Source organism: Nonomuraea sp. bgisy101 (assembly GCF_057708945.1).
Genome location: NZ_JBYITD010000048.1, coordinates 46612 through 65989, shown reverse-complemented (window position 1 = coordinate 65989; position 19378 = coordinate 46612). Strand labels below are relative to the sequence as shown.

At 70.1% G+C, this 19378-nt stretch carries 20 protein-coding genes and 1 tRNA gene; 12 read left to right on the top strand and 9 right to left on the bottom strand.

Going from position 1 to position 19378, the window contains the following annotated elements; all coding sequences use genetic code 11:
• Nucleotides 1–295: 295 nt before the first annotated feature.
• A complete protein-coding gene (locus AC3EO4_RS49750; protein ID WP_431903049.1) occupies nucleotides 296–616 on the bottom strand; it encodes a hypothetical protein in 321 nt (106 codons plus the stop codon).
• A gap of 460 nt (nucleotides 617–1076) precedes the next feature.
• Here AC3EO4_RS49750 and AC3EO4_RS49745 point away from each other — a divergent pair, with 460 nt between their 5' ends.
• The 5 genes from AC3EO4_RS49745 to AC3EO4_RS49725 all read left to right on the top strand — a co-directional run bounded on the left by AC3EO4_RS49745 (nucleotide 1077) and on the right by AC3EO4_RS49725 (nucleotide 3878).
• Nucleotides 1077–1271 carry a hypothetical protein gene (locus AC3EO4_RS49745; RefSeq protein ID WP_431903047.1) on the top strand — a complete coding sequence of 65 codons (195 nt, stop codon included), beginning with the start codon at nucleotides 1077–1079 and terminating at the stop codon, nucleotides 1269–1271.
• Nucleotides 1272–1469: 198 nt separating this feature from the next.
• Nucleotides 1470–1985: a helix-turn-helix domain-containing protein gene (locus AC3EO4_RS49740; protein ID WP_431903046.1), complete on the top strand. Its 516-nt coding sequence runs from the start codon at nucleotides 1470–1472 to the stop codon at nucleotides 1983–1985.
• Nucleotides 1886–2452 (top strand): replication initiator, encoded by a 567-nt coding sequence (locus AC3EO4_RS49735; RefSeq protein WP_431903044.1) that lies wholly within the window; start codon nucleotides 1886–1888, stop codon nucleotides 2450–2452. The genes AC3EO4_RS49740 and AC3EO4_RS49735 overlap by 100 nt, the downstream gene beginning before the upstream one ends.
• Before the next feature lie 60 nt (nucleotides 2453–2512).
• Nucleotides 2513–2728, top strand: a complete 216-nt coding sequence (locus AC3EO4_RS49730) for a helix-turn-helix domain-containing protein (RefSeq protein WP_431903042.1) — start codon at nucleotides 2513–2515, stop codon at nucleotides 2726–2728.
• A 202-nt stretch (nucleotides 2729–2930) separates the two neighbouring features.
• The gene (locus AC3EO4_RS49725; protein ID WP_431903040.1) at nucleotides 2931–3878 is read left to right on the top strand and encodes a tyrosine-type recombinase/integrase; all 948 of its coding nucleotides are present in this window, start codon (nucleotides 2931–2933) and stop codon (nucleotides 3876–3878) included.
• A gap of 56 nt (nucleotides 3879–3934) precedes the next feature.
• On the opposite strand, the gene AC3EO4_RS49720 is transcribed toward AC3EO4_RS49725, so the two are convergent.
• The 4 genes from AC3EO4_RS49720 to AC3EO4_RS49705 form a co-directional block, all read right to left on the bottom strand.
• Nucleotides 3935–4010: transfer RNA gene (locus AC3EO4_RS49720), tRNA-Ala, on the bottom strand.
• 186 nt (nucleotides 4011–4196) lie between these two features.
• Complete coding sequence (locus tag AC3EO4_RS49715; RefSeq protein ID WP_431903038.1) at nucleotides 4197–4640, bottom strand: hypothetical protein; 444 nt, start codon at nucleotides 4638–4640, stop codon at nucleotides 4197–4199.
• Between the two features lie 84 nt (nucleotides 4641–4724).
• Nucleotides 4725–5450: an HAD-IA family hydrolase gene (locus tag AC3EO4_RS49710; RefSeq protein WP_379572779.1), complete on the bottom strand. Its 726-nt coding sequence runs from the start codon at nucleotides 5448–5450 to the stop codon at nucleotides 4725–4727.
• Nucleotides 5451–5469: 19 nt separating this feature from the next.
• Nucleotides 5470–5589 (bottom strand): DLW-39 family protein, encoded by a 120-nt coding sequence (locus tag AC3EO4_RS49705; protein ID WP_240506072.1) that lies wholly within the window; start codon nucleotides 5587–5589, stop codon nucleotides 5470–5472.
• A gap of 271 nt (nucleotides 5590–5860) precedes the next feature.
• On the opposite strand from AC3EO4_RS49705, the gene AC3EO4_RS49700 reads away from it, so the two are divergent.
• The 5 genes from AC3EO4_RS49700 to AC3EO4_RS49680 all read left to right on the top strand — a co-directional run bounded on the left by AC3EO4_RS49700 (nucleotide 5861) and on the right by AC3EO4_RS49680 (nucleotide 11357).
• Nucleotides 5861–7204 (top strand): MFS transporter, encoded by a 1344-nt coding sequence (locus AC3EO4_RS49700; RefSeq protein WP_431903035.1) that lies wholly within the window; start codon nucleotides 5861–5863, stop codon nucleotides 7202–7204.
• Nucleotides 7205–7499: 295 nt separating this feature from the next.
• Nucleotides 7500–7781 (top strand): metal-sensitive transcriptional regulator, encoded by a 282-nt coding sequence (locus tag AC3EO4_RS49695; protein WP_379572781.1) that lies wholly within the window; start codon nucleotides 7500–7502, stop codon nucleotides 7779–7781.
• A gap of 42 nt (nucleotides 7782–7823) precedes the next feature.
• Nucleotides 7824–8036: a heavy-metal-associated domain-containing protein gene (locus tag AC3EO4_RS49690; protein ID WP_379572782.1), complete on the top strand. Its 213-nt coding sequence runs from the start codon at nucleotides 7824–7826 to the stop codon at nucleotides 8034–8036.
• On the top strand, nucleotides 8033–9136 hold the full coding sequence (locus AC3EO4_RS49685) for a hypothetical protein (protein ID WP_431903032.1): 1104 nt from the start codon (nucleotides 8033–8035) through the stop codon (nucleotides 9134–9136). The genes AC3EO4_RS49690 and AC3EO4_RS49685 overlap by 4 nt, the downstream gene beginning before the upstream one ends.
• A 22-nt stretch (nucleotides 9137–9158) precedes the next feature.
• The gene (locus AC3EO4_RS49680) at nucleotides 9159–11357 is read left to right on the top strand and encodes a heavy metal translocating P-type ATPase (RefSeq protein WP_431903030.1); all 2199 of its coding nucleotides are present in this window, start codon (nucleotides 9159–9161) and stop codon (nucleotides 11355–11357) included.
• Here AC3EO4_RS49680 and AC3EO4_RS49675 read toward each other — a convergent pair.
• Together AC3EO4_RS49675 and AC3EO4_RS49670 are read right to left on the bottom strand one after the other, a co-directional pair.
• Nucleotides 11253–12497 (bottom strand): MFS transporter, encoded by a 1245-nt coding sequence (locus AC3EO4_RS49675; RefSeq protein ID WP_431903028.1) that lies wholly within the window; start codon nucleotides 12495–12497, stop codon nucleotides 11253–11255. The two genes, AC3EO4_RS49680 and AC3EO4_RS49675, sit on opposite strands and share 105 nt — an antisense overlap.
• Entirely contained in the window at nucleotides 12498–12944 is a 447-nt protein-coding gene (locus AC3EO4_RS49670) for a carboxymuconolactone decarboxylase family protein (protein ID WP_431903026.1), read from the bottom strand.
• A gap of 68 nt (nucleotides 12945–13012) precedes the next feature.
• Here AC3EO4_RS49670 and pdxR point away from each other — a divergent pair, with 68 nt between their 5' ends.
• Both pdxR and AC3EO4_RS49660 read left to right on the top strand, forming a co-directional pair.
• The gene (pdxR, locus tag AC3EO4_RS49665) at nucleotides 13013–14389 is read left to right on the top strand and encodes a MocR-like pyridoxine biosynthesis transcription factor PdxR (protein ID WP_431903024.1); all 1377 of its coding nucleotides are present in this window, start codon (nucleotides 13013–13015) and stop codon (nucleotides 14387–14389) included.
• Nucleotides 14386–15597 carry an MFS transporter gene (locus AC3EO4_RS49660; RefSeq protein WP_431903023.1) on the top strand — a complete coding sequence of 404 codons (1212 nt, stop codon included), beginning with the start codon at nucleotides 14386–14388 and terminating at the stop codon, nucleotides 15595–15597. The genes pdxR and AC3EO4_RS49660 overlap by 4 nt, the downstream gene beginning before the upstream one ends.
• On the opposite strand, the gene AC3EO4_RS49655 is transcribed toward AC3EO4_RS49660, so the two are convergent.
• Both AC3EO4_RS49655 and AC3EO4_RS49650 read right to left on the bottom strand, forming a co-directional pair.
• Nucleotides 15598–18276 (bottom strand): DUF5682 family protein, encoded by a 2679-nt coding sequence (locus AC3EO4_RS49655; protein WP_379572789.1) that lies wholly within the window; start codon nucleotides 18274–18276, stop codon nucleotides 15598–15600.
• Nucleotides 18273–19376, bottom strand: a complete 1104-nt coding sequence (locus tag AC3EO4_RS49650) for an ATP-binding protein (protein WP_379572790.1) — start codon at nucleotides 19374–19376, stop codon at nucleotides 18273–18275. The genes AC3EO4_RS49655 and AC3EO4_RS49650 overlap by 4 nt, the downstream gene beginning before the upstream one ends.
• Between the last annotated feature and the right edge of the window lie 2 nt (nucleotides 19377–19378).

Genomic DNA, 19378 nt, shown 5'->3' with positions numbered 1-19378 from the left:
AGACGCCCTCTCAGCCTGACCAACCGCACGATCAGCGTCCGCCCAGTCGACACCGGCGCACGGCCGCGCCCTCGGGCACGACCCCCGGAACGGCCCCGCTAAAGATCAAAAGCCCAGGCGGATGACCTGGGCTTTTGTATGGGTGGAGCCTAGGAGATTCGAACTCCTGACATCCTGCTTGCAAAACGGCCTGATCTTCAGGGACAACGACCTCGGCCTGCGCGGAGGACGGCCCGCGAGTGACCGTGGTTCACCGCTGGTGACCGCCCTTAATGGCACGCTAATGGCACGACGATCAGCACCCCAAGCTGGAACGAAGCTCGTCGAGTTGTTGCCTGAGAGCGTTGCGTTCGGCGATCAGCTCGGCCATCTCGTCCAGGGTGAAGAGTGTCTTGGAGGGGCCGTTCATGGTCCAGCCGTGCCCGCCGGGTTGCCAGAAGATCTCGACTTCGATGCCCTCGTACGGGTCTCCGCCTTCGGTCACGTCTTGTGAGGTCGTGACCTCGATGTTCTCGACGCGAAGCGACCAGTTGTCGCCGTCGTGGACATCGATCACCACGGGGGTCTCGTCTGGAAGCCCTTCGAGGTAGTCGCGAAGTGCGCGCACGGTCAGCATGTCCGCAGAATGGCATGGGATGCGTACCTGCGCACGGTGCTACCCCGCTGATCATCCCGTTCGCCGTCGACCCGCCCGCAGGGGAAGCGGGCCAGGGCCACGGGTACCAGATGGAGCGCCCCGCGGACGAACGATCTGGTACCCGTGGCCCTGGTCTGCTCGGCTTGTCCCGGGTCGGTGGCGGGCGGGATGATCAGCTCACCTCAGCCATTTACGGACATCTCAAACGAACGCAGCCCAAGCGATCATCCCGGAGCCGGAGTGCTCCCGCCGGAGGCTGCTCTTTCGAGAAGACACGGTGAGGGGCAAAGTGGGAGTCGATGCGGTCTTGATGAGAGTGGATCGTGCTGGAACGAGCCCTCGGCGAAGAAGGTTCGTTCCGGTTGGCCCTGTTGTGGGTGACAGGGACGACGTCTTCGTGCGCTTGGTGGATCGGGCACGCGGGCGCAGCATGGTGCCCATGCTGGAGCGCGTAGATCCATATGGCGACCTGATCCTTACCAGTGAGGAGATCCCGCAGCTTCTCGCAGAGCTGGACTACCTCACTGGGCTCGCAGAGACCGCCGGCGAACGTGACGTCCTGGCGAACATGGCGCGCTTGGCCGCCGTCTGCAGGGAAGACGCCGCACTCGAACTCCACCTCGTTGGCGATTGATGCGGCTGGGCTACGGCAAGGTGCGGCCCGTGCCGTCCGGCGGCCGGGACCGGCCCCAAGGCCGCACGCCCGGCAGCCGAGCGGCGGAGGGCCGCGAGGCGGCGCGGAGCGCCGCCCTTGATACCCCATGAGAACAATTCGGCAGTGATCTGGATCAGCGTCTGAACCGATCGTCTTGCGGGTGGTAGAACGCTGGGTGTGGACGATCGTCGGGACCGCCTGCGGGCACTGGGTGAGTTGCTCCGACGACTGCGCAAGGATGCCGGCCTCACTGGGAAGGATCTGGCGTCGCGGGCCGGCGTGACTCAGCCGACGATCTCGCAGATCGAAACGGGCCAGTTGCTGCCGCTGCCTGAGACGGTTGAGCGTCTCGTGGAAGCTCTGGAGCTTTCCAGGGAGGCGCGAGCTGAGTTGGATGCTCTGCTCACACGCCTGCGGGACGAGGTCTCGCGGCTGAAGGGTGGCTTGGCGGGTCGGGAGTCGGCGAACGCGGCCCGAGTCCGTGCGGCGCATCGGGTGGCCTCGTTCCAATCGGCAATGATTCCGGCCCTGCTCCAGACGGCCGAGTATGCGCGGTTGCTCTCTCGATCGGGAGGGACGTCGATGAAGAGGCCGTGTCCCGGGCCGCGGCTGTCCGCGTCGAGATGCAGAGCATCCTCTTCCAGCCAGGGCGGGAGTTCTCGTTCGTCCTCACGGAGGGGGCCGGCTACCTGACCAAGTACCTCACCAAGTCGCTCGGCGACCCGCTCGACCCCGACGACGAGGACCAGGCGCGCCGCGACCACGTCACCCGCATGCTCGACGCCCTGCGCTACGAACCATGCTCGCCCACCTGCCCCAACTGGCTCCGCTACGGCGTCCAGCCCAAGGACGCCAAGCGGGGGATGACTCCCGGCCACTGCCGCGGCAAAGCACACCGACCCGAATACCTCGGCTACGCGGGCCGGCGCGTCCTGGTCTCCCGCAAGTGGTCCAACAAGACCCTCCGCGAGCACAAGCAGGACCGCCGTGCCTGGGCCCTGGAACTCCTCGGCCTCGACGACCCGGCCGCCAACGACCGCCACCGCTACATCTGGCACCCGGTCTCCAGCAGCGACCCGACCCGGACGACTCGCGCCGAGCAGCTCCAACGAGGCATCGCCCGACGCCAGCAGTTTCCGCGCCAGCCTCCTCACCCTTGAAGCCAGGGCGACAGGCGAGCCACCCCCAGACTCCTCGGCAACCGCAAGGGAGGCAGCGTGATGGACAAGCTTCTGAGCGTCGACGAGGCCGCCGACCTTCTCAACACCTCGCCCCGCTTCGTCCGTCGGCTGATCGCCGAACGACGGATCGAGTTCGTCAAGTACGGCCGGCCCGTCCGCATCCGCGAGTCGGCGCTGACCGCCTTCGTCGTCGCTGGGACTGTCGAGCCCATGCGTCCCGCCGATGTCGCTCCGAAGCAAGGGAGGGCAGCCTGATGGCGAACAAGGACGGCCACCGCCGTTTCGGCAGCATCCGCAAGCTGCCCTCCGGCCGCTTCCAGATCCGCTACCCGGTCCCGATGGACAGCTCAGAACCGGCCAGACGACCTACGCGACCAAGGGCGACGCCGATCGGGCGCTCACCCTGATCGAGGCTCAGATCATCTCGGGTGAGTGGACCGACCCGGAGCGCGGCAAGGTGCAGCTCGGTGACTACGCCCGCAGGTGGATCAGCGAGCGTCCCGGTCTGCGTCCCAAGACGATCGAGGGCTATACCTGGCTCCTCGACCGCCATATCGCGCCCAGCCTCGGCGGAGTGGCGGTGGGCAAGCTGACGACACCGATGATCCGCAGCTGGCGGGCCGACCTGCTCGCCAAGGGCACGTCCGTCTCGACAGCGGCCAAGGCATACCGCCTGCTGCGGGCCGTGCTCATGACGGCCGCGGACGAAGACAAGCTCATCGCTCGGAACCCGTGCCGGATCAAGGGCGCGGATAACGAGCACACCCCCGAACGGCCCATCCTCACGCTGGCCCAGGTCTTCGAGCTGGCCGACCGCATGGCCGACAGGCGCTTCAAGGCGCTGATCCTCCTGACGACCTTCGCGAGCCTGCGATGGGGTGAGGTGATCGCCCTCCGCCGTGGGAGTCTCGACCTGACCGCGCGAACGGTCACTGTCCGCGAACAGCTCCTCGAACTCGACGGTGGCACGATGCAGCTCGGGCCGCCCAAATCGCGAGCCGGCCGGCGCACCGTCGCGATCCCCTCGGTCATCATTCCGGCGCTGATCGAACACCTGGCGACCTACGTCGACGAGCCCGACGACGCGTTCGTGTTCCTCGGCAAGCGCGGCGCTTTCCTGCGAGGCGGCAACTTCCGGCGCGAGGCCAAGTGGGCGGAAGCGCTGAAGGAGATGGGCCTCCAAGGGCTGCACTTCCATGATCTACGGCACACGGGCAACACCCTGGCCGCGCAGTCCGGTGCGAGCATCGCGGATCTCAAGGCGCGGATGGGCCACGACAGCGACCGGGCCGCCCTGATCTACCAGCACGCGACCCGCGACGCCGACCAGAAGATCGCCGACGCTCTCAGCACCCGTGTGAAGGCCGAGCGGAAGAAGGCGAGGAAGAAGCGGGCCGGAGGCTAATGGCACGTTAATGGCACGAACGCCCCGCACCATGATCGGTGTCGGGGCGTTTGTACTGGTGGAGCCTAGGAGATTCGAACTCCTGACATCCTGCTTGCAAAGCAGGCGCTCTGCCAACTGAGCTAAGGCCCCTGAAACGCCGTCTGACCTGCGAAACGCCAGCGCACTCGGACAGCTTCGGCTGTACACCGTAGCAACAGCATACGGGCTCTCGCCACCCGATGTGCCCTCCCCGCCCCGGGTGTGCGCCGGCGTGCGGACGGGCCGGGGCGGGGTGTCGCTGGTCAGGGGGTTCCTGTGCGAGCGGCGGCCGGGCGGCTATCTGATGGACAGCCTGATCGGGTCGAGGAGGAGGTGGGGCCTGAGGCTGTCGCGGGTCTGGGTGGCGGGTGCGGGCGCCTGGACCGCGGGCTCAGCGGTTTCCTCCCAGCAGGAGAAGCCGAGGACCGCGGCGGGGTAGCCGCCCGCGTATCCGGCGGCCGTCTTGCCCGCGGGAAGCCTGCAGGTGTAGCTGGCGCTGCCTTCGGGGTCGTTGGGGACGATCCTGAACTCCGTCACGATCTCTCCGGTGACGGGCGCTCCGCCGTAGGACTCGCACCACACGCCTGTGACGACGGCGGCCGCTTCGTCCCGCTGGATGTCGTAGCACCCGTAGACGGGGACGGGGACCGGGATGGGGGCGGCGTGGACGGGGGTGGCGAGCAGGCCGCTGGTGCCGACGGCGGCGGCGGCCAATAGGGAAAGGGCGTGCGGAAGACGCATGAAGTACCTCTCACGGGATGAGTCCGTTGCGATCATGAGTGATCACGCAACGCGACATACCCGATTACAGAGAGTGACTAACCGTCAGCCCTGAGCGACGGCCACGGCGGGCGGGTCGTATTTGCCGCCGAGGACCAGTTCGGGGAACTCCGCCAGCGAGTCGAGGATGTGTGTGGCCCCGCCCTTCAGGAGGCGGTCTCGGCTGTGGACACCCGTCATGAGTCCGGCGATCAGCGAGGCGCCGGCCCGCCGTCCGGCCAGCATGTCGTTCTCGGAGTCGCCGACGACGGCGACCTGCCGTACGTCCTCGACGCCCAGCCGGAGCACCGCGTGGAGCACCATGTCAGGCCATGGCCTGCCGCGGCCCGCGTCCTCGGGGGCGATGGCGAGGTCGATCTTGTCGTGCCAGCCGAGCACGCCCAGCACCCTGCTCAGCGTCGTACGGCTGAAGCCGGTGATCAGTGCGATGTGGATCCCTGAGCCCCTGAGCTTGTCGAGAGCTTCAGTGACTCCGGGCACGGTGACGAGACCCGCCCGCTCGATGGCGCCTTCGTAGGAGCGCTCGAACGTCAGGTTGGCGGCCTGCGCCTGGGCCTCGTTTCCCGGGAAGATCCCACGGAAGACATCGATCTTGGGGCACCCACGGGACCGGTGCACGTGGACCATGGCCCGCGCGTACGCACCGGTCCCCGGGACGATGCCCTGGGTGGCGATCGCCTCGGAGAACGCTCGTTCGACCGTGGCGATGTCGCCGATCGTGGTGCCGGCGAGGTCGAGACAGACCAGCTTGATGGGGCCGGACTCGGTCATACCCTCGTCGCCACGATCGTTAGTTCTCGCTGCCGGTCGCCTCGGTCCAAAGATCGAGCTCGGCGCGGTCGGCCTGCACCTTACGCCAGATCAGCAGCCCCCCGAGGGCGAGCAGCGCCAGAACGAGCAGCTTCTTCACGGTGTGACCCCACTTCTTCGACGGTCTCACCTGCCGGGGTGAGACAACGCCCGGTTGCAACGGTTGCACAGCAGCCTAGCAAGGCTTGGCGATGCTCCCCCGGGTGCGGACCTATCCAGTTCTACCCAATCTTCCGATACGACGGCGCCATCGGCGAGGCGTATCGGCTCCGCGTCCCATCTTGGACAGGTCCTTTGCAAACCCCAGGGGGGTATGTTACGTTCCTCGGCGTTCACTGATACCCCCATGGGGTACAAGGAAGGGAGTGGCCATGTCGCAGTCACGGAGGTGGTGGGCGCTCGTCGTGCTCGCCGCCGCGCAGTTCATGGTGATCATGGATACGTCGATCATCGGCGTCGCCCTTCCCGAGATGCAGCGCGACCTCGGGTTCAGCCAGGGCGGTCTGCAGTGGGTGTTCAACGCCTACGTCGTCGCGTTCGGCGGGCTGCTCCTGCTCGGCGGCCGTCTGGCCGACCTGTTCGGGGCCCGCAGGATCTTCTCCACGGGCTGGGTGATCCTGACGGCGGGCTCGGTCGTCGCCGCCGCCGCGGGCACCGCATGGGTGGAGATCCTCGGCCGCGCCGTCCAGGGCGTCGGAGGGGCGTTGATCGCGCCCGCCGCGATGACGTTGCTGATGATGCTGTTCGGGAGCGACCAGCGCGAGCTGGGCAAGGCCATGGCCCTGTACGGCGCGGCGGCCCCCGCGGGCGGCACGGCGGGCGTGTTCCTCGGCGGCGTGATCACCGAGTGGCTCAGCTGGCCGTGGGTGTTCATCGTGTACGTCCCGATCGGCCTGATCACGCTGGCGGCCATTCCCGCGCTGCTGCCGGCCACGCAGGCCAGGCGGGGCTCGGTGGACGTGCTCGGCGCCGTCACCGTCACCGGCGGCATCGCGCTGGCCGTCTACGCGATCGTCCAGGCAGCGGAGCGCGCGCCGCTGATCGAGGCGGCCGCCGCCATCGCCCTGCTGGTGGTGTTCCTGATCAGGCAGCGCAGCGCCCGTGAGCCGCTCATGCCGCTGAAGATCTGGCGCACGCCGGGCCTGGCCCCCGCGAACCTGGCCATGGCGCTGCTGGGCGCCGCGTGGATCCCGATGTGGTACTTCCTGAACCTGTTCCTGCAGCAGGGCCTCGGCTATGGCGCCTTCGCCAGCGGGGCCGCGCTGCTGCCGATGACGGTCGCGGTGATGATCTTCATGATCGGGATCACCGCGCGGCTGCTCGGCCGGTTCGGCGCCAAGCCGCTCATCGTGCTCGGGCTCGCCGTGCTGGCGGTCGGCGTGGGCGCTCTGGCCTTCAGCGGGTCGGCGTTCCTGCCCGCGAGCCTGGTGTCGGCGGTCGGCATGTCCTTGGCGTACATCCCGGCGATGATGTCGGCGCTGTCGGGGGTGGCCCCGGAGGAGAGCGGGCTGGCGTCGGGCATCGTCAACACCACCTACAACGTGGGGTCGGCGCTGGGGCTGGCGGTCATGACCGCGATCGCCACGTCGCGGGAGGACGGCTTCGACGCCGCCTTCGTCGGCGCCGGGGTGGTGGCCGCGGTGGGCGCGCTGCTCACGCTGGCGCTCATGCGGCGCCCCGCGCGGGTCCCGCAGGAGCCCGCCGCGCATGTGTAGCCGTCCGTACGGCAGGCCGGCCCACACGCCACCCCCGGCACGGGGCCGGCCTCCGTCCAGGGATACGCCTCACCGAGCGCACGGGGCCCGGGCCCCAACGGAAGGCCGACACCCCGCACAGGGCCCGGGTCCCGGCAGAAGGCCGACGCCCCGCACGTGGCCCCGGTCCCGGCGGAAGGCCGACATCCGGACCCGCGCGGGGCCCGGATTCCCAACGGAAGGTCAAGAAATCCAGGCCGATGGAATACCCTAGGGGGGTACGGTGTTATGCTTGAGGAAGAGGGAGGCGAGAACCATGGCTGGATACACCGGCAACAAGCAAGACCACCTCCGGCGCCTGCGCCGGATCGAGGGCCAGGCCAGGGGCCTGCAGCGGATGGTCGAGGACGACAAGTACTGCATCGACATCCTCACCCAGGTGTCGGCCGCCACGAGCGCGCTCCAGTCCTTCGCCATCTCTCTTCTGGAAGAGCATCTCGCCCACTGCGTCGCGGAGGCCACCATGAAGGGCGGCCCCGAGGCCGAGGCGAAGGTCAAGGAAGCCACCGACGCGATCGCGCGACTGGTCCGTTCGTAACCCGCATACCCAGCGACAGCACAGCGACAGGGAGATATGGACATGAGCACCGCCACCTACACCGTCAACGGCATGACCTGCGGCCACTGCGTGAGCTCGGTGAAGGAAGAGGTCGGCGAGGTCGCGGGCGTGACGGGCGTCGAGGTGGACCTGGCCTCCGGTCTGCTGACCGTCGAAAGCGCCTCCCCCGTCGACAAGGACCGGATCGTCGCCGCCGTCGAGGCGGCCGGATACGAAGTGGCGCATCAGTCGTGAACACACCAGCCAAGCTCGTCGTCTACGTCTCCAGCCTCGCCGTCGTCTTCGGCGCGGCGCTGGGTGTGGGCAGCGCGGTCGGTGAGGTCGGCACGCCGCCCAAGGCGAGCACCCACACCGGGACCGGCGCACACACCGGGTCCACCACTGACACCGGGTCCACCACTGACACCGGGTCCACCACTGACACCGAGGCCACCACTCACGCCGTCGGCACAGCCGACCCCACCGCCCGGCCCGAGACCGCCGGCCACGGGGAAAGCACCGGCCACGGGGAATCCGCAGGCCACACCGACAGCGCCGAGGCGACCAAGACGGCCACGACGTCCCAGGATACCCCCGGGGGGCTCCAGGTGTCCGAGAACGGCTACACGTTCACACCGGCCACCAACACGCTGAAGGCAGGGCAGCCGACCGACTTCAGCTTCACCGTCACGGGCCCTGACGGGCGTCCCGTCACCGGCTACGAGGTCCAGCACGAGAAGAAGGTCCACTTCATCGTCGTCTCCCGCGACCTGAACACCTTCCAGCACCTCCACCCCGAGGAAGGCGCCAACGGCGTCTGGACGGTCAAGCTGACTCTCCCCGAGGCGGGCGTCTACCGCGCCTACGCCGACATCCTGCCCACGGGCGCGAGCGCCATGACGCTCGGCGCCGACCTGTTCGCCGCCGGCGACTACGCGCCGAAGCCGCTGCCCGCGGTCAGCCGTACCGCCGAGGTCGACGGATACACCGTGACGCTCGACGGCGACCTGGTGCCAGGGCAGGCCGGCAAGCTGACGCTGACGGTCGCCAAGGACGGCAAGCCCGTCACCGACGTGCAGCCCTACCTCGGCGCGCTCGGCCACCTGGTCGCGCTGCGCGCCGGCGACCTCGCCTACCTGCACGTCCACCCCGAGAAGGACAGCCTCACCTTCTACGCCGAGGTGCCCAGCAGGGGCGACTACCGGCTGTTCCTCGACTTCAAGCACCAGGACAAGGTCCGCACGGCCGCCTTCACGGTGAAGGTCGGCGACGCGACCGCGACATCGACCACCGCGCCCACAACACCGCCCACCGCTGAGCCCGCCGAGCCTGACGGCCACGGCCACAGCCACTAGACGCCGCCGGAAGGAGAAGCTGATGGCCACCGAGACAGCCGTCGAACTCTCGATCGGCGGCATGACCTGCGCTTCCTGCGCCAACAGGATCGAGCGCAAGCTCAACAAGATGGAGGGCGTGACCGCCACCGTCAACTACGCCACGGAGAAGGCGAAGGTCACCTTCCCCGACGGGCTCGACCCGCAGCTGCTGGTCGCCGAGGTGGAGAAGGCCGGGTACACCGCCGAGTTCCCCAGGCAGCAGGCCGAGGGGCAGCGCGAGGCCGAGGAGGAGGACGAGCTCAGGCCGCTGCGCAACCGGCTGATCACCTCCGTGGTGCTGGCCGTGCCGGTGATCGCGATGGCGATGATCCCGCCGCTGCAGTTCACCAACTGGCAGTGGTTGTCGCTGACGCTGGCCGCGCCGGTCGTGGTCTACGCGGGCTGGCCGTTCCACAAGGCCGCGTGGACGAACCTGCGCCACGGCGCCGCGACCATGGACACGCTGGTGTCCATCGGCACCCTGGCCGCCTTCGCGTGGTCGGTGTGGGCGCTGTTCCTCGGTACGGCGGGCACGCCCGGCATGACGCACCCGTTCGAGTTCACGATCGCCAGGACCGACGGCTCGGGCAACATCTACCTCGAGGCCGCGGCGGGCGTGACGGCGTTCATCCTGGCCGGGCGCTACTTCGAGGCCAGGTCGAGGCGCAAGGCGGGCGCCGCGCTGCGCGCGCTGCTCGAGCTGGGCGCCAAGGACGTCGAGCTGGTGGACGGGCGGCGCGTCCCTGCCGAGCGGCTCAAGGTCGGCGACCGCTTCGTCGTGCGGCCAGGCGAGAAGATCGCCACGGACGGTGTGATCGAGGAGGGCTCGAGCGCGGTCGACGCCTCGATGCTGACCGGCGAGTCCGTGCCCGTCGAGGTGCGGCCCGGCGACCGCGTGGTCGGCGCGACGGTCAACGCGGGCGGCCGCCTGGTCGTCAGGGCGGAGAAGGTGGGTGCGGACACCCAGCTGGCCCAGATGGCCAAGCTGGTGGAGGACGCGCAGACCGGCAAGGCCGAGGTCCAGCGGCTGGCCGACAGGATCTCCGGCATCTTCGTCCCCATCGTGATCGCCCTGGCGGTCGGCACGCTCGGCTTCTGGCTGGGCACCGGCGGCGGCGCGGGCGCGGCGTTCACCGCGGCGGTCGCCGTGCTGATCATCGCCTGCCCCTGCGCGCTGGGCCTGGCCACGCCCACGGCGCTGCTGGTGGGCACGGGCAGGGGCGCGCAGCTGGGCATCCTGATCAAGGGCCCCGAGGTGCTCGAGTCGACCAGGAAAATCGACACGGTCGTCCTGGACAAGACCGGCACGGTCACCGAGGGCAGGATGACGCTGACGGCCGTCCACCTGACCGAGGGCGAGAACCGCGAGGAGGTGCTGCGTCTGGCGGGAGCGCTGGAGCACGCCTCCGAGCACCCGATCGCGCAGGCGGTCGCCAGGGCCGCCGAGTCGGACGCGACGGTGGAGGACTTCGCCAACGTCGAGGGGCTGGGCGTGCAGGGCATCGTCGACGGGCACGCCGTGCTCGTGGGCCGCCCGAGGCTGCTGGCCGAATGGTCGCAGCACCTGCCCGAGGATCTGGCGCAGGCTCTGGAGCGGGAGCAGGAGGCGGGCCGTACCGCCGTGGCGGTCGGTTGGGACGGCAGGGCGCGCGCGGTTCTCGTGGTGGCCGACGTCGTCAAGCCGACCTCCAAGGAGGCGATCCAGCGGCTGCGGGCGCTGGGCCTGACTCCCGTGCTGCTCACCGGCGACAACGAGAAGGTCGCGAGGACGGTCGCGGCGGAGGTGGGGATCGACGAGGTCATCGCCGACGTCCTGCCCGCCGACAAGGTCGATGTGGTCAAGCGGCTGCAGGACGACGGCAGGACGGTCGCCATGGTGGGCGACGGCGTCAACGACGCCGCCGCGCTCGCCCAGGCCGACCTGGGCCTGGCGATGGGCACGGGCACGGACGCGGCGATCGAGGCCTCCGACCTCACGCTGGTCCGCGGCGACCTGCGGGTGGCCGCCGACGCGATCAGGCTCTCGCGCAGGACGCTGGCCACGATCAAGGGCAACCTGTTCTGGGCCTTCGCCTACAACGTGGCCGCGCTCCCGCTAGCCGCGCTCGGCCTGCTCAACCCGATGATCGCCGGTGCCGCGATGGCCTTCTCCAGCGTCTTCGTCGTCACCAACAGCCTGCGTCTTCGCGGCTTCAAGTAGTCCCCAGCGGACGGCCGGCGCCATCGCGGCGCCGGCCGCCGCGAACATGCCGCCCAGCACCAGCCAGCCGGGCGTGCCCCAGCCGATGACGAGACCGGTGAGCAGGACGGGGCCCGCCATCCTGGCGATGGCGGTGCTGATGCCGAAGAAGCCCTGGTACTGGCCCTGCTTGTCGGCGGGCGCGAGACCGAAGCTGATCTCCCAGGCGCCCGACGCGAGCATCATCTCGCCGAGCACCTGCAGCAGCGCCGCGGCCAGCAGGAGCATGACCGTGTCGCCCTGCGAGAACACCACACAGGAGACGAACAGCACCAGCCCGGCCAGCCGTACCGCTCGGGAGGCCGAGGCCAGGTCGACCACCCTGCGCGCGACGCGCACCTGGAACAGCACGACGCACACGGTGTTGAGCACGAGCACGGCGGAGACGGTCCACGCGGGCGCGTCGGTCCGCTGGACGATCCAGAGGGGCAGCACCAGGCTGATCAGCGGCCGGTAGAGCAGCATGACCGTGTTGAGCAGCGTGATCACCGCGTACGGCCGGTCGCGCAGCACCGCGAGGCGTGGCTCCCCCTTCACCCTGGCCACCGCCGGTACGGCGGGCACCCTGGTGAGCACCGCCGCCGCCACCAGATAGCTCGCCGCGTCCACGGCGAAGACGGCCAGGTAGGCCGTCGAGGTGTCGAAGTGCAGCGCCAGGCCGCCGAGGCCGGCCCCAGCGGCGAGCCCGCCGTTCAGCGTCGACTGCAGCACCGCCCGCACGTGGGTGCGCTCGGCGGGCGGCACCAGGCCCGCGAGCAGCGCCTGCTGGGCGGCCGACAGGCCCGTCTGCGCGCTCGCGTAGAGGCACACGGCCAGCACGAACAGCGGGAACGAGCGCACCACGAGGAACGAGCCGACTCCCGCGGCCGTCGCCACCGCCAGGAGCACCGCCACGCCGCGCGGCCCCCGCCGGTCGGCCAGGTTGCCGAGCGGGACGCCGGCCACCGTGCCGACGGCCCAGCCGATGGTCAGGCCGAGGCCGATCTCGACCGGTGACAGGCCCACGATCCTGCTGAAGTACAGCGTGGAGGTGACGACGTAGGCGCCGTCGCCTATCGCGTTCGACAGCTGGGCCAGGGTGAGGACGCGGCGCGGGTTCATCTACTTGAACGATTCCGGCGTCATGTGGGTGATCACGCCGATGCGGTTCCATGCGTTGATGGTGGTGATCTGCACCACCAGCGCGGCCAGGTCGGCCTCGAAGAACACCTTGGCCGCCCGCGCCCACACCTCGTCGGAGACCGAGCCCGTACTCAGCCTGGTGCCCGCCTCGGTGAGCGCGAGCGCGGCCCGCTCCGCCTCGGTGAAGCAGGGCGCCTCCTGCCACACGGCCACGGCGTTGATCCGCGCGTCGCTCTCGCCGCCCTCCTTGGCGTCCCTGCTGTGCATGTCGACACAGTAGGCGCATCCGTTGATCTGGCTGGCGCGCAGTCGTACCAGCTCGAGGAGGGGCTTGGGCAGGCCGCTGGCCGCGATGTACTTCTCCAGTCCCGCCATTGCCCTGTACGCCTCGGGGGCGAGCTTCCCGAGGTCCATTCTCTGCGTCATACGGCCAGACTAGGGTGGCGCCTTGGCCGCCTGTAAGCTCCAATTTCTAATCGATCGATTGGGCCAAGATGGAATTCCACGTCAGCCTCAGTGGCAGGGGTGAGCTGGCCGCTCAGATCTACCGTCAACTGCGTGACGCCATTCTCGACGGCCGGCTCAGAGAAGGCGAGAGGTTGCCGCCCACACGGGAGCTCGCGAGCAGCCTCGACGTCGCCCGCAACACCGTGGCCGTCGCCTACGACCGGCTGATGGCCGACGGATTCCTGGTCGGCAGGGCGGGCGCGGGCACGTTCGTGTGCGCGCCGGCACGCGCGGCCCTGGGGCGCAGGGCGCCTCAGGGGAGCGGCGTGCAGCCGCGGGCGGTGTGGCGCTCGATCCCGTCCAAGACCACCACGCGCACGCCTCCCGCTTTCGACTTCAGGGTCGGCACTCCCGACCTGCGGCTGTTCCCGATGGAGACGTGGCGGCGCCTGGTCGCCAGGGAGCTGCGGGTCTCGGCGGCCGGCTACCTGGCGCCGGAGGGTCACGCGGGCCTGCGCGGCGCCATAGCCCGCTATTTCGGGATCGCGCGGTCGGTCAGAGCGGCGCCCGACGACGTGATCGTCACGCAGGGCGCCCAGCAGGCGCTCGATCTCATCGGCCGCGTGCTGATCGAGCCGGGCGACTGCGTGGCGGTGGAGGAGCCGGGCTACGCGCCGGTCAGGCGTCTGTTCCACTCGCTCGGGGCGCGCGTCGCGGGCGTGCCCGTGGACGCGGAGGGGCTGGACGTGACGGCCATCCCCCGCGCCGCCCGGCTGGTCTACGTCACCCCCTCGCACCAGTTCCCGCTCGGGACGCCGATGTCGCTGGCCCGCCGTACGGCGCTGCTGGCGTGGGCGGAGCGGCGCGACGCGGTGGTGATCGAGGACGACTACGACAGCGAGTTCCGCTTCGAGGACCGCCCGCTCGAACCGCTGCAGAGCCTGGACCGCAGCGGGAGGGTCGTCTACGTGGGCTCGTTCTCCAAGACGCTGGCCCCGATGCTGCGGATCGGCTTCCTCGTCGCCCCCGCCTCCCTCCAGCCCGCGTTGCGCACCGCCAAGCAGCTGACCGACTGGCACGGCGAGGCGACCTCGCAGGCCGCGCTGGCCAGGTTCATCGACGAGGGGCTGCTGGCCAGGCACGTGCGCAAGGCGACGAGGGTGTACGCGGCCAGGCACGCGCGCATCGCCGCCTTCCTGGCCGACCGGCTCGAACTGGTGCCCTCGGCGGCCGGGCTCCACCTGTGCGCGAGGGGCGAGGTCGACCTCGCAGGGGCGCCCGAGGTCGCGGTCGAGGACCTGGCGACCTATTACGCGGGCGTCCCCGAGCCCGGTGTGGTTCTGGGCTACGGTGGCATCTCACTCGAACACATCGACGAAGGACTGCGCAGGCTCTTCGCGAAGGGGAACAGGGGGCGCCGGTGAACGATCTCGGCCTGCTTCGCGAGCGCGGCTTCGCCTTGTTGCTGGCGGCCAGGACCGTATCCGTCATCGGGAGTTCCTTCGCACCCGTCGCCCTGGCCTTCGGCGTGCTCAGCCTGCCGGGCGCCGACGCCACCACGCTGTCGGTCGTGCTGGCCGCGGAGGCGGTGCCGATGGTCGTGTTCATGCTGATCGGCGGCGTGATCGCGGACCGGCTGCCGAGGAACAGGGTGATGCTGGCCGCCGACCTGCTGAGCGCGGCGGCGTTCACGAGCCTGGCCGTCATGCTGCTGGTCCACTGGACACCGCTGCCCGCCCTGGTGATCGCCGCCGCGCTCAGCGGCATCGCGGTGGCGATCATGTTTCCCGCGCTGACGGGGATCATCCCCGACGTCGTTCCCTCCGAGCGGCTGCAGACGGCCAACGCGCTGCTCGGCCTCGGCGCGAACGCGGGGCGGGTGGTCGGGCTGGTGCTGAGCGGAGCCGTGGTCGCGCTGGTCGGCAGCGGGTGGGCGCTGGTGATCAGCGGCGCGATGTTCGCGGTGGGCGCCGCCTGCGTCGCAGGGCTCAGGCTCAGGCCGCACGGAAGGTCGGCGGGGCCCGGCCACTCGGTGCCGGCCGACCTGCGGGACGGGTGGCTCGAGTTCAGGTCCCGCCAGTGGCTGTGGGTGGTCGTCGCCCAGTTCTCCGTGCTGGTCATGGCCATGCAGGCGGCGCATGGCGTGCTCGGCCCGCTGATGGCCAAGCAGAGCCTCGGCGGCGCGCCCGCGTGGTCGGTCGTGCTCGCGGGCGAGGCCGTCGGGATGATCGGCGGGGTGGTGCTCGCGATGCGGCTGCGTCCCAGGCGGCCGATCCTGCTCGGGACCCTGCTGACGCTCCCCACGGCGCTGCCGTACCTGCTGCTGGGGGTGGGGGCGCCGCTCTGGACGGTGGTGGCGGGTGCGGCGGTGATGGGCGTCTGCATGGACTGCTTCGGGGTGCTGTGGCAGACCACGATGCAGCGGGAGATCCCCACGGAGTCGCTGTCGAGGGTCAGCTCCTACGACGCGCTCGGCTCGCTGATGTTCGGCCCGATCGGGCTGCTGGTGGCGGGCCCGGTCGCCATCGTGATCGGGCCCGCCCCCGCGCTGCTGGGCTGCGCGGCCATCGTCGTCCTGTGCGGTCTGGCCGCGCTGCTGTCCCCCGGCGTGCGCGGCCTCACCGCTCGATGACTAGAGGAGTGCCGCGACGGCGCCGGCGGTCTCGGGGTGGGCGGCCAGCAGGCTCGCGACCTCGGGGTGCCCGGCGGCTGCTCCGTCGTCGTCCCCGCCCTGCCGCCACTCGCCCGTGCACCCGAGCACCGCGGCGACGGCGTCCGTGGCCGCGGGGTGGGCGGCCAGCAGATCACTGACCGGGCCCGCCACGACAGGCGTGGCCGACGGCGGCGCGGCCTGCGCCGACCACGGCGGCACCCACGCGTCGACGGCGGCCAGCGTGCCAGGGAAGGTACGGCCGGCCTCGCGCACCAGCGAGGGCACCAGCTCGGGAGCCTCGTTGCGCAGGGCGGTGATCAGCTGTGGCAGCCACGGGATCAGCACGTCGTCTGGCAGCCGCCCGAACGCGTTCGACAGCACCTCGACGACGAAGGACGTCAGCACGGGAGCGGACTCCAGCGCCTGCACGAAGCCGGAGACGTAGAGCGGCACCGACGGCACGACGAGCGGGTTGTCCAGCAGGTCGTCGGCGAGCGCCCGCAGCCCCGCCATGGACAGCAGGCCGAGCTGGAACTTCGCCGTCCACAGCAGCGCCACCTTCGCCGGCACCTCGGGATGCGACTGCTGCACGGCGAGCTCCAGCTGCGCCCTGTCACAGCCCAGGGACAGCGCGAGGCTCTCCATGGAGAACAGGAACCCGAGCATCGCGCCGACCTGCCTGACGCCTGACTCCTCGTCGATGAAGGCGGTGGGCAGCAGCGTGCAGTAGTGGGCGTAGCCCGTGGTGACGAACGCCTGGCACCAGCCGGGCAGCCCGTTGCCCGCCGACCTGTAGTAGGCCAGCAGCCTCCTGATCCTGCGCAGCACCTCCGGCGCGTCGTCGACGGTCCGCTCGGCCGACAACAGCTCCACCGCGCGAGCTCCGAGCTCGTCGGTGAACCTGCGGCTGCCCAGGAACAGGATGGAGTCCTCCACCGCGGCGAGCACCTTGGCGGCGGTCGCCTTCTGGTCCCACGCGGCCGTGCGGAGCCGCTGCTCCAGCACCTGCTCGACGGTCACGCCCTCGTAGCCGAGCTCGATCAGGTCCCGCTGGTGCTTGCCCAGCCACAGGTCCCAGCTCTCCTGGATGGACCGCTCGCCCAGCACGCGTGAGCCCATGATGGGCTTCACCGCGCCCTCGGGCAGCAGGTAGCGCAGCATCCACAGCAGGTCCGAGCACGGCACCAGCTCGGGGTTGGCGTCGAGGTTCATCAGCGCCCTCGACAGCGTGCGCTTCTGCAGGTCCAGCCCGAGCGGCGCGAGGCGGTCGAGGATGTCGCGGGCCAGGGGCGGCAGCGAATCGTAGCCGACCTGGCCGATCCTGTCGCCGCCGAGCATGATCTCGCACAGGCGGCGCACGTCGCGCCTGCCCGGCACGACGTCCTTCTCGATGCAGGTGACGGCGGCGTCCTGGAAGTCGTACGGCGTGGGCCGCTTCCTGTTGCGCATGCCCGCCAGCAGGATCGACGTCTCGTACACGGCGATGGCGTCGGCGGTGCTGGACTGGTAACCGTTGCGGCGGGCCAGCCGTACGATGTCGACGCACCAGCCGAGCAGCTCGGCCTCGTCGAAGGAGTCGAGCGAGGGCGGCTGCCGCAGGAAGCCGGACAGCCGGTCGGTCACCGGCTGGGGCGCGGCGGGCGGCTTGGCGCGGCCCTTGCGCTTGCTCCCGAGCTGGAACGGCGTGACGCCGGTGCGCTGGACCGACTTGTCCCACGTCGCCGAGGCGATCGACACCGAGCCGGGCGCGAGACCGAACTGCGACTCGATCTGCGAGTGGCTGGAGGGGATGAGGCCGTAGAGCCAGCGGGTCTCCGAGCGCGGGGTGATGTCGAGGTGCTCGCCCATCACCGGGCTGGCGGCGTGGAAGGCGCCGCACACGTACAGGCAGGTCGAGGGGTCGGCGCCGGTGGCGGCGAGGTGCTCGCGCATGCGGGTCCACATGTAGCGCTCGCGGTCCTCGTCGACCTCGTTGCCGTGGGGGCGCAGGCGGCGGAACAGGCTGCCGATCAGCACCATGACCTGCCGGTAGGTGTCGTAGTCCGCGCCGGAGAGCGGCTGCTCGACGTACTGGTCCCACCATTCCGACCAGTGCCGCACCTTGCCGTGATGCAGCAGGTGCTCCTCCAGCTCGGCGAAGCGGGGGCGCAGGTCGCCGATCTCGACGCCGACGGTGTCGACGACCTTGTCGTCACCCCGCTCGCGCGGCTCCCACTGGAAGACGTGGTCGACCGAGCGGTCCACCAGCACGATCTCGACGCCGGGGGTTTCGAGCGCGTAGGCGATGGCCTGGTACTCGGCCGACGCCTCGGTGATGGGCGCGATCACGCTCAGCGGCGCCCACTCGGGAGGAAACCCCTCGATCTCGGTGGCGAAGGCCTGCAGCGCCACCGGCAGGCGGCAGTTGACCAGCTCGTCGAGGACGGGCCGCAGGTCCTCGCACAGCTCCAGGTAGATGACCTTGGGCTGCTTCTCCCTCAGCCTGCGCACCATCGCCAGCGCCGAGGCGGGCGAGTGGTGGCAGACGGGGAAGATCTCCAGCTCCTCGGCCAGTGCCCGCTCGACGTCGTCGACCATCCCGGGGAGGATGCCGTCGCCCGCGAAGGCCTCGGCCGCCGTGGCGAGCTGCTCGCGCAGCGGGTCGAAGGGTCCGCTCATGAGAGGGTGGCGATCGCCTGACGACCGCCGTCGAGGAACTCGGGCCACTCGCCGCCGTCCTTCTTGCTGCGCGGCTCGACGACCCCGTGCAGGTACTTGTTGAGGATGGCGAGGTCCTCGGGGCTGCGCCTGGCCAGCGAGGTGACCAGCGAGCTCGCGAGCGTGCCGGCCCGCAGCGTGCTGTCGCCGAAGAAGTTGCTGTGCAGGATGGCGTCCTCGAGCACGCCGATCTGCTCGGCCGTGGACAGCGCCGACTCAAGCTTCTGGTCGTCGCCGGTGGCCGAGGCGGCCGCGGCGCGCAGGTCGGAGAAGCTCTGGAGCAGGATGTCCAGCAGCGTGGGCGGCACGTCCAGCTCGATCTGGTGCCTGCGCAGCAGCTCCGTCGTGCGGAAGCGGACGATCTCCGCCTCGCTCTTCTTGTTGGTCACGACGGGGATGCGGACGAAGTTGAAGCGGCGCTTCAGCGCGGAGGACAGGTCGTTGACGCCCCTGTCGCGGCTGTTGGCCGTGGCGATGATGGAGAAGCCGGGCTGGGCGAAGACGATGTTGTCGTCGTCGAGTTCGGGGATGGAGACGTACTTCTCCGACAGGATCGAGATGAGCGCGTCCTGCACGTCGCTGGTGGACCTGGTCAGCTCCTCGAAGCGGCCGATCACGCCCTGCTCCATCGCCGTCATGATCGGCGAGGGGATCATCGACTCACGGGACTGGCCCTTGGCGATGACCATGGAGACGTTCCACGAGTACTTGATGTGGTCCTCGGTGGTGCCGGCCGTACCCTGCACGACCAGGGTGGAGTTCCGGCAGATGGCGGCGGCGAGCAGCTCGGCCAGCCAGCTCTTGCCCGTGCCGGGGTCGCCGATCAGCAGCAGGCCGCGGTCGGAGGCCAGCGTGACGATGGCGCGTTCGACGAAGCTGCGGTCGCCGAACCACTTCTGCGGGATCTCGCGGTCGATGCCGTCGGAGCGCTCGGAGCCCAGCACGAAGATCCGCACCATGCGGGGGCTGAGCCGCCACGAGAACGGCTTGGGGCCTTTGTCGATCGACTCCAGGTAGTCGAGCTCTTCGGCGTACTTGGTTTCAGCGGGGGCGCGCAGCAACA

Excerpts from the sequence above, each read along its gene's own strand:
- AC3EO4_RS49750 (WP_431903049.1), bottom strand. The coding sequence starts at position 616 with ATGCTGACCGTGCGCGCACTTCGCGACTACCTCGAAGGGCTTCCAGAC.
- AC3EO4_RS49745 (WP_431903047.1), top strand. The coding sequence starts at position 1,077 with ATGCTGGAGCGCGTAGATCCATATGGCGACCTGATCCTTACCAGTGAG.
- AC3EO4_RS49730 (WP_431903042.1), top strand. The coding sequence starts at position 2,513 with ATGGACAAGCTTCTGAGCGTCGACGAGGCCGCCGACCTTCTCAACACC.
- AC3EO4_RS49715 (WP_431903038.1), bottom strand. The coding sequence starts at position 4,640 with ATGCGTCTTCCGCACGCCCTTTCCCTATTGGCCGCCGCCGCCGTCGGC.
- AC3EO4_RS49710 (WP_379572779.1), bottom strand. The coding sequence starts at position 5,450 with ATGACCGAGTCCGGCCCCATCAAGCTGGTCTGTCTCGACCTCGCCGGC.
- AC3EO4_RS49700 (WP_431903035.1), top strand. The coding sequence starts at position 5,861 with ATGTCGCAGTCACGGAGGTGGTGGGCGCTCGTCGTGCTCGCCGCCGCG.
- AC3EO4_RS49695 (WP_379572781.1), top strand. The coding sequence starts at position 7,500 with ATGGCTGGATACACCGGCAACAAGCAAGACCACCTCCGGCGCCTGCGC.
- AC3EO4_RS49690 (WP_379572782.1), top strand. The coding sequence starts at position 7,824 with ATGAGCACCGCCACCTACACCGTCAACGGCATGACCTGCGGCCACTGC.
- AC3EO4_RS49680 (WP_431903030.1), top strand. The coding sequence starts at position 9,159 with ATGGCCACCGAGACAGCCGTCGAACTCTCGATCGGCGGCATGACCTGC.
- AC3EO4_RS49675 (WP_431903028.1), bottom strand. The coding sequence starts at position 12,497 with ATGAACCCGCGCCGCGTCCTCACCCTGGCCCAGCTGTCGAACGCGATA.
- AC3EO4_RS49670 (WP_431903026.1), bottom strand. The coding sequence starts at position 12,944 with ATGACGCAGAGAATGGACCTCGGGAAGCTCGCCCCCGAGGCGTACAGG.
- pdxR (WP_431903024.1), top strand. The coding sequence starts at position 13,013 with ATGGAATTCCACGTCAGCCTCAGTGGCAGGGGTGAGCTGGCCGCTCAG.
- AC3EO4_RS49655 (WP_379572789.1), bottom strand. The coding sequence starts at position 18,276 with ATGAGCGGACCCTTCGACCCGCTGCGCGAGCAGCTCGCCACGGCGGCC.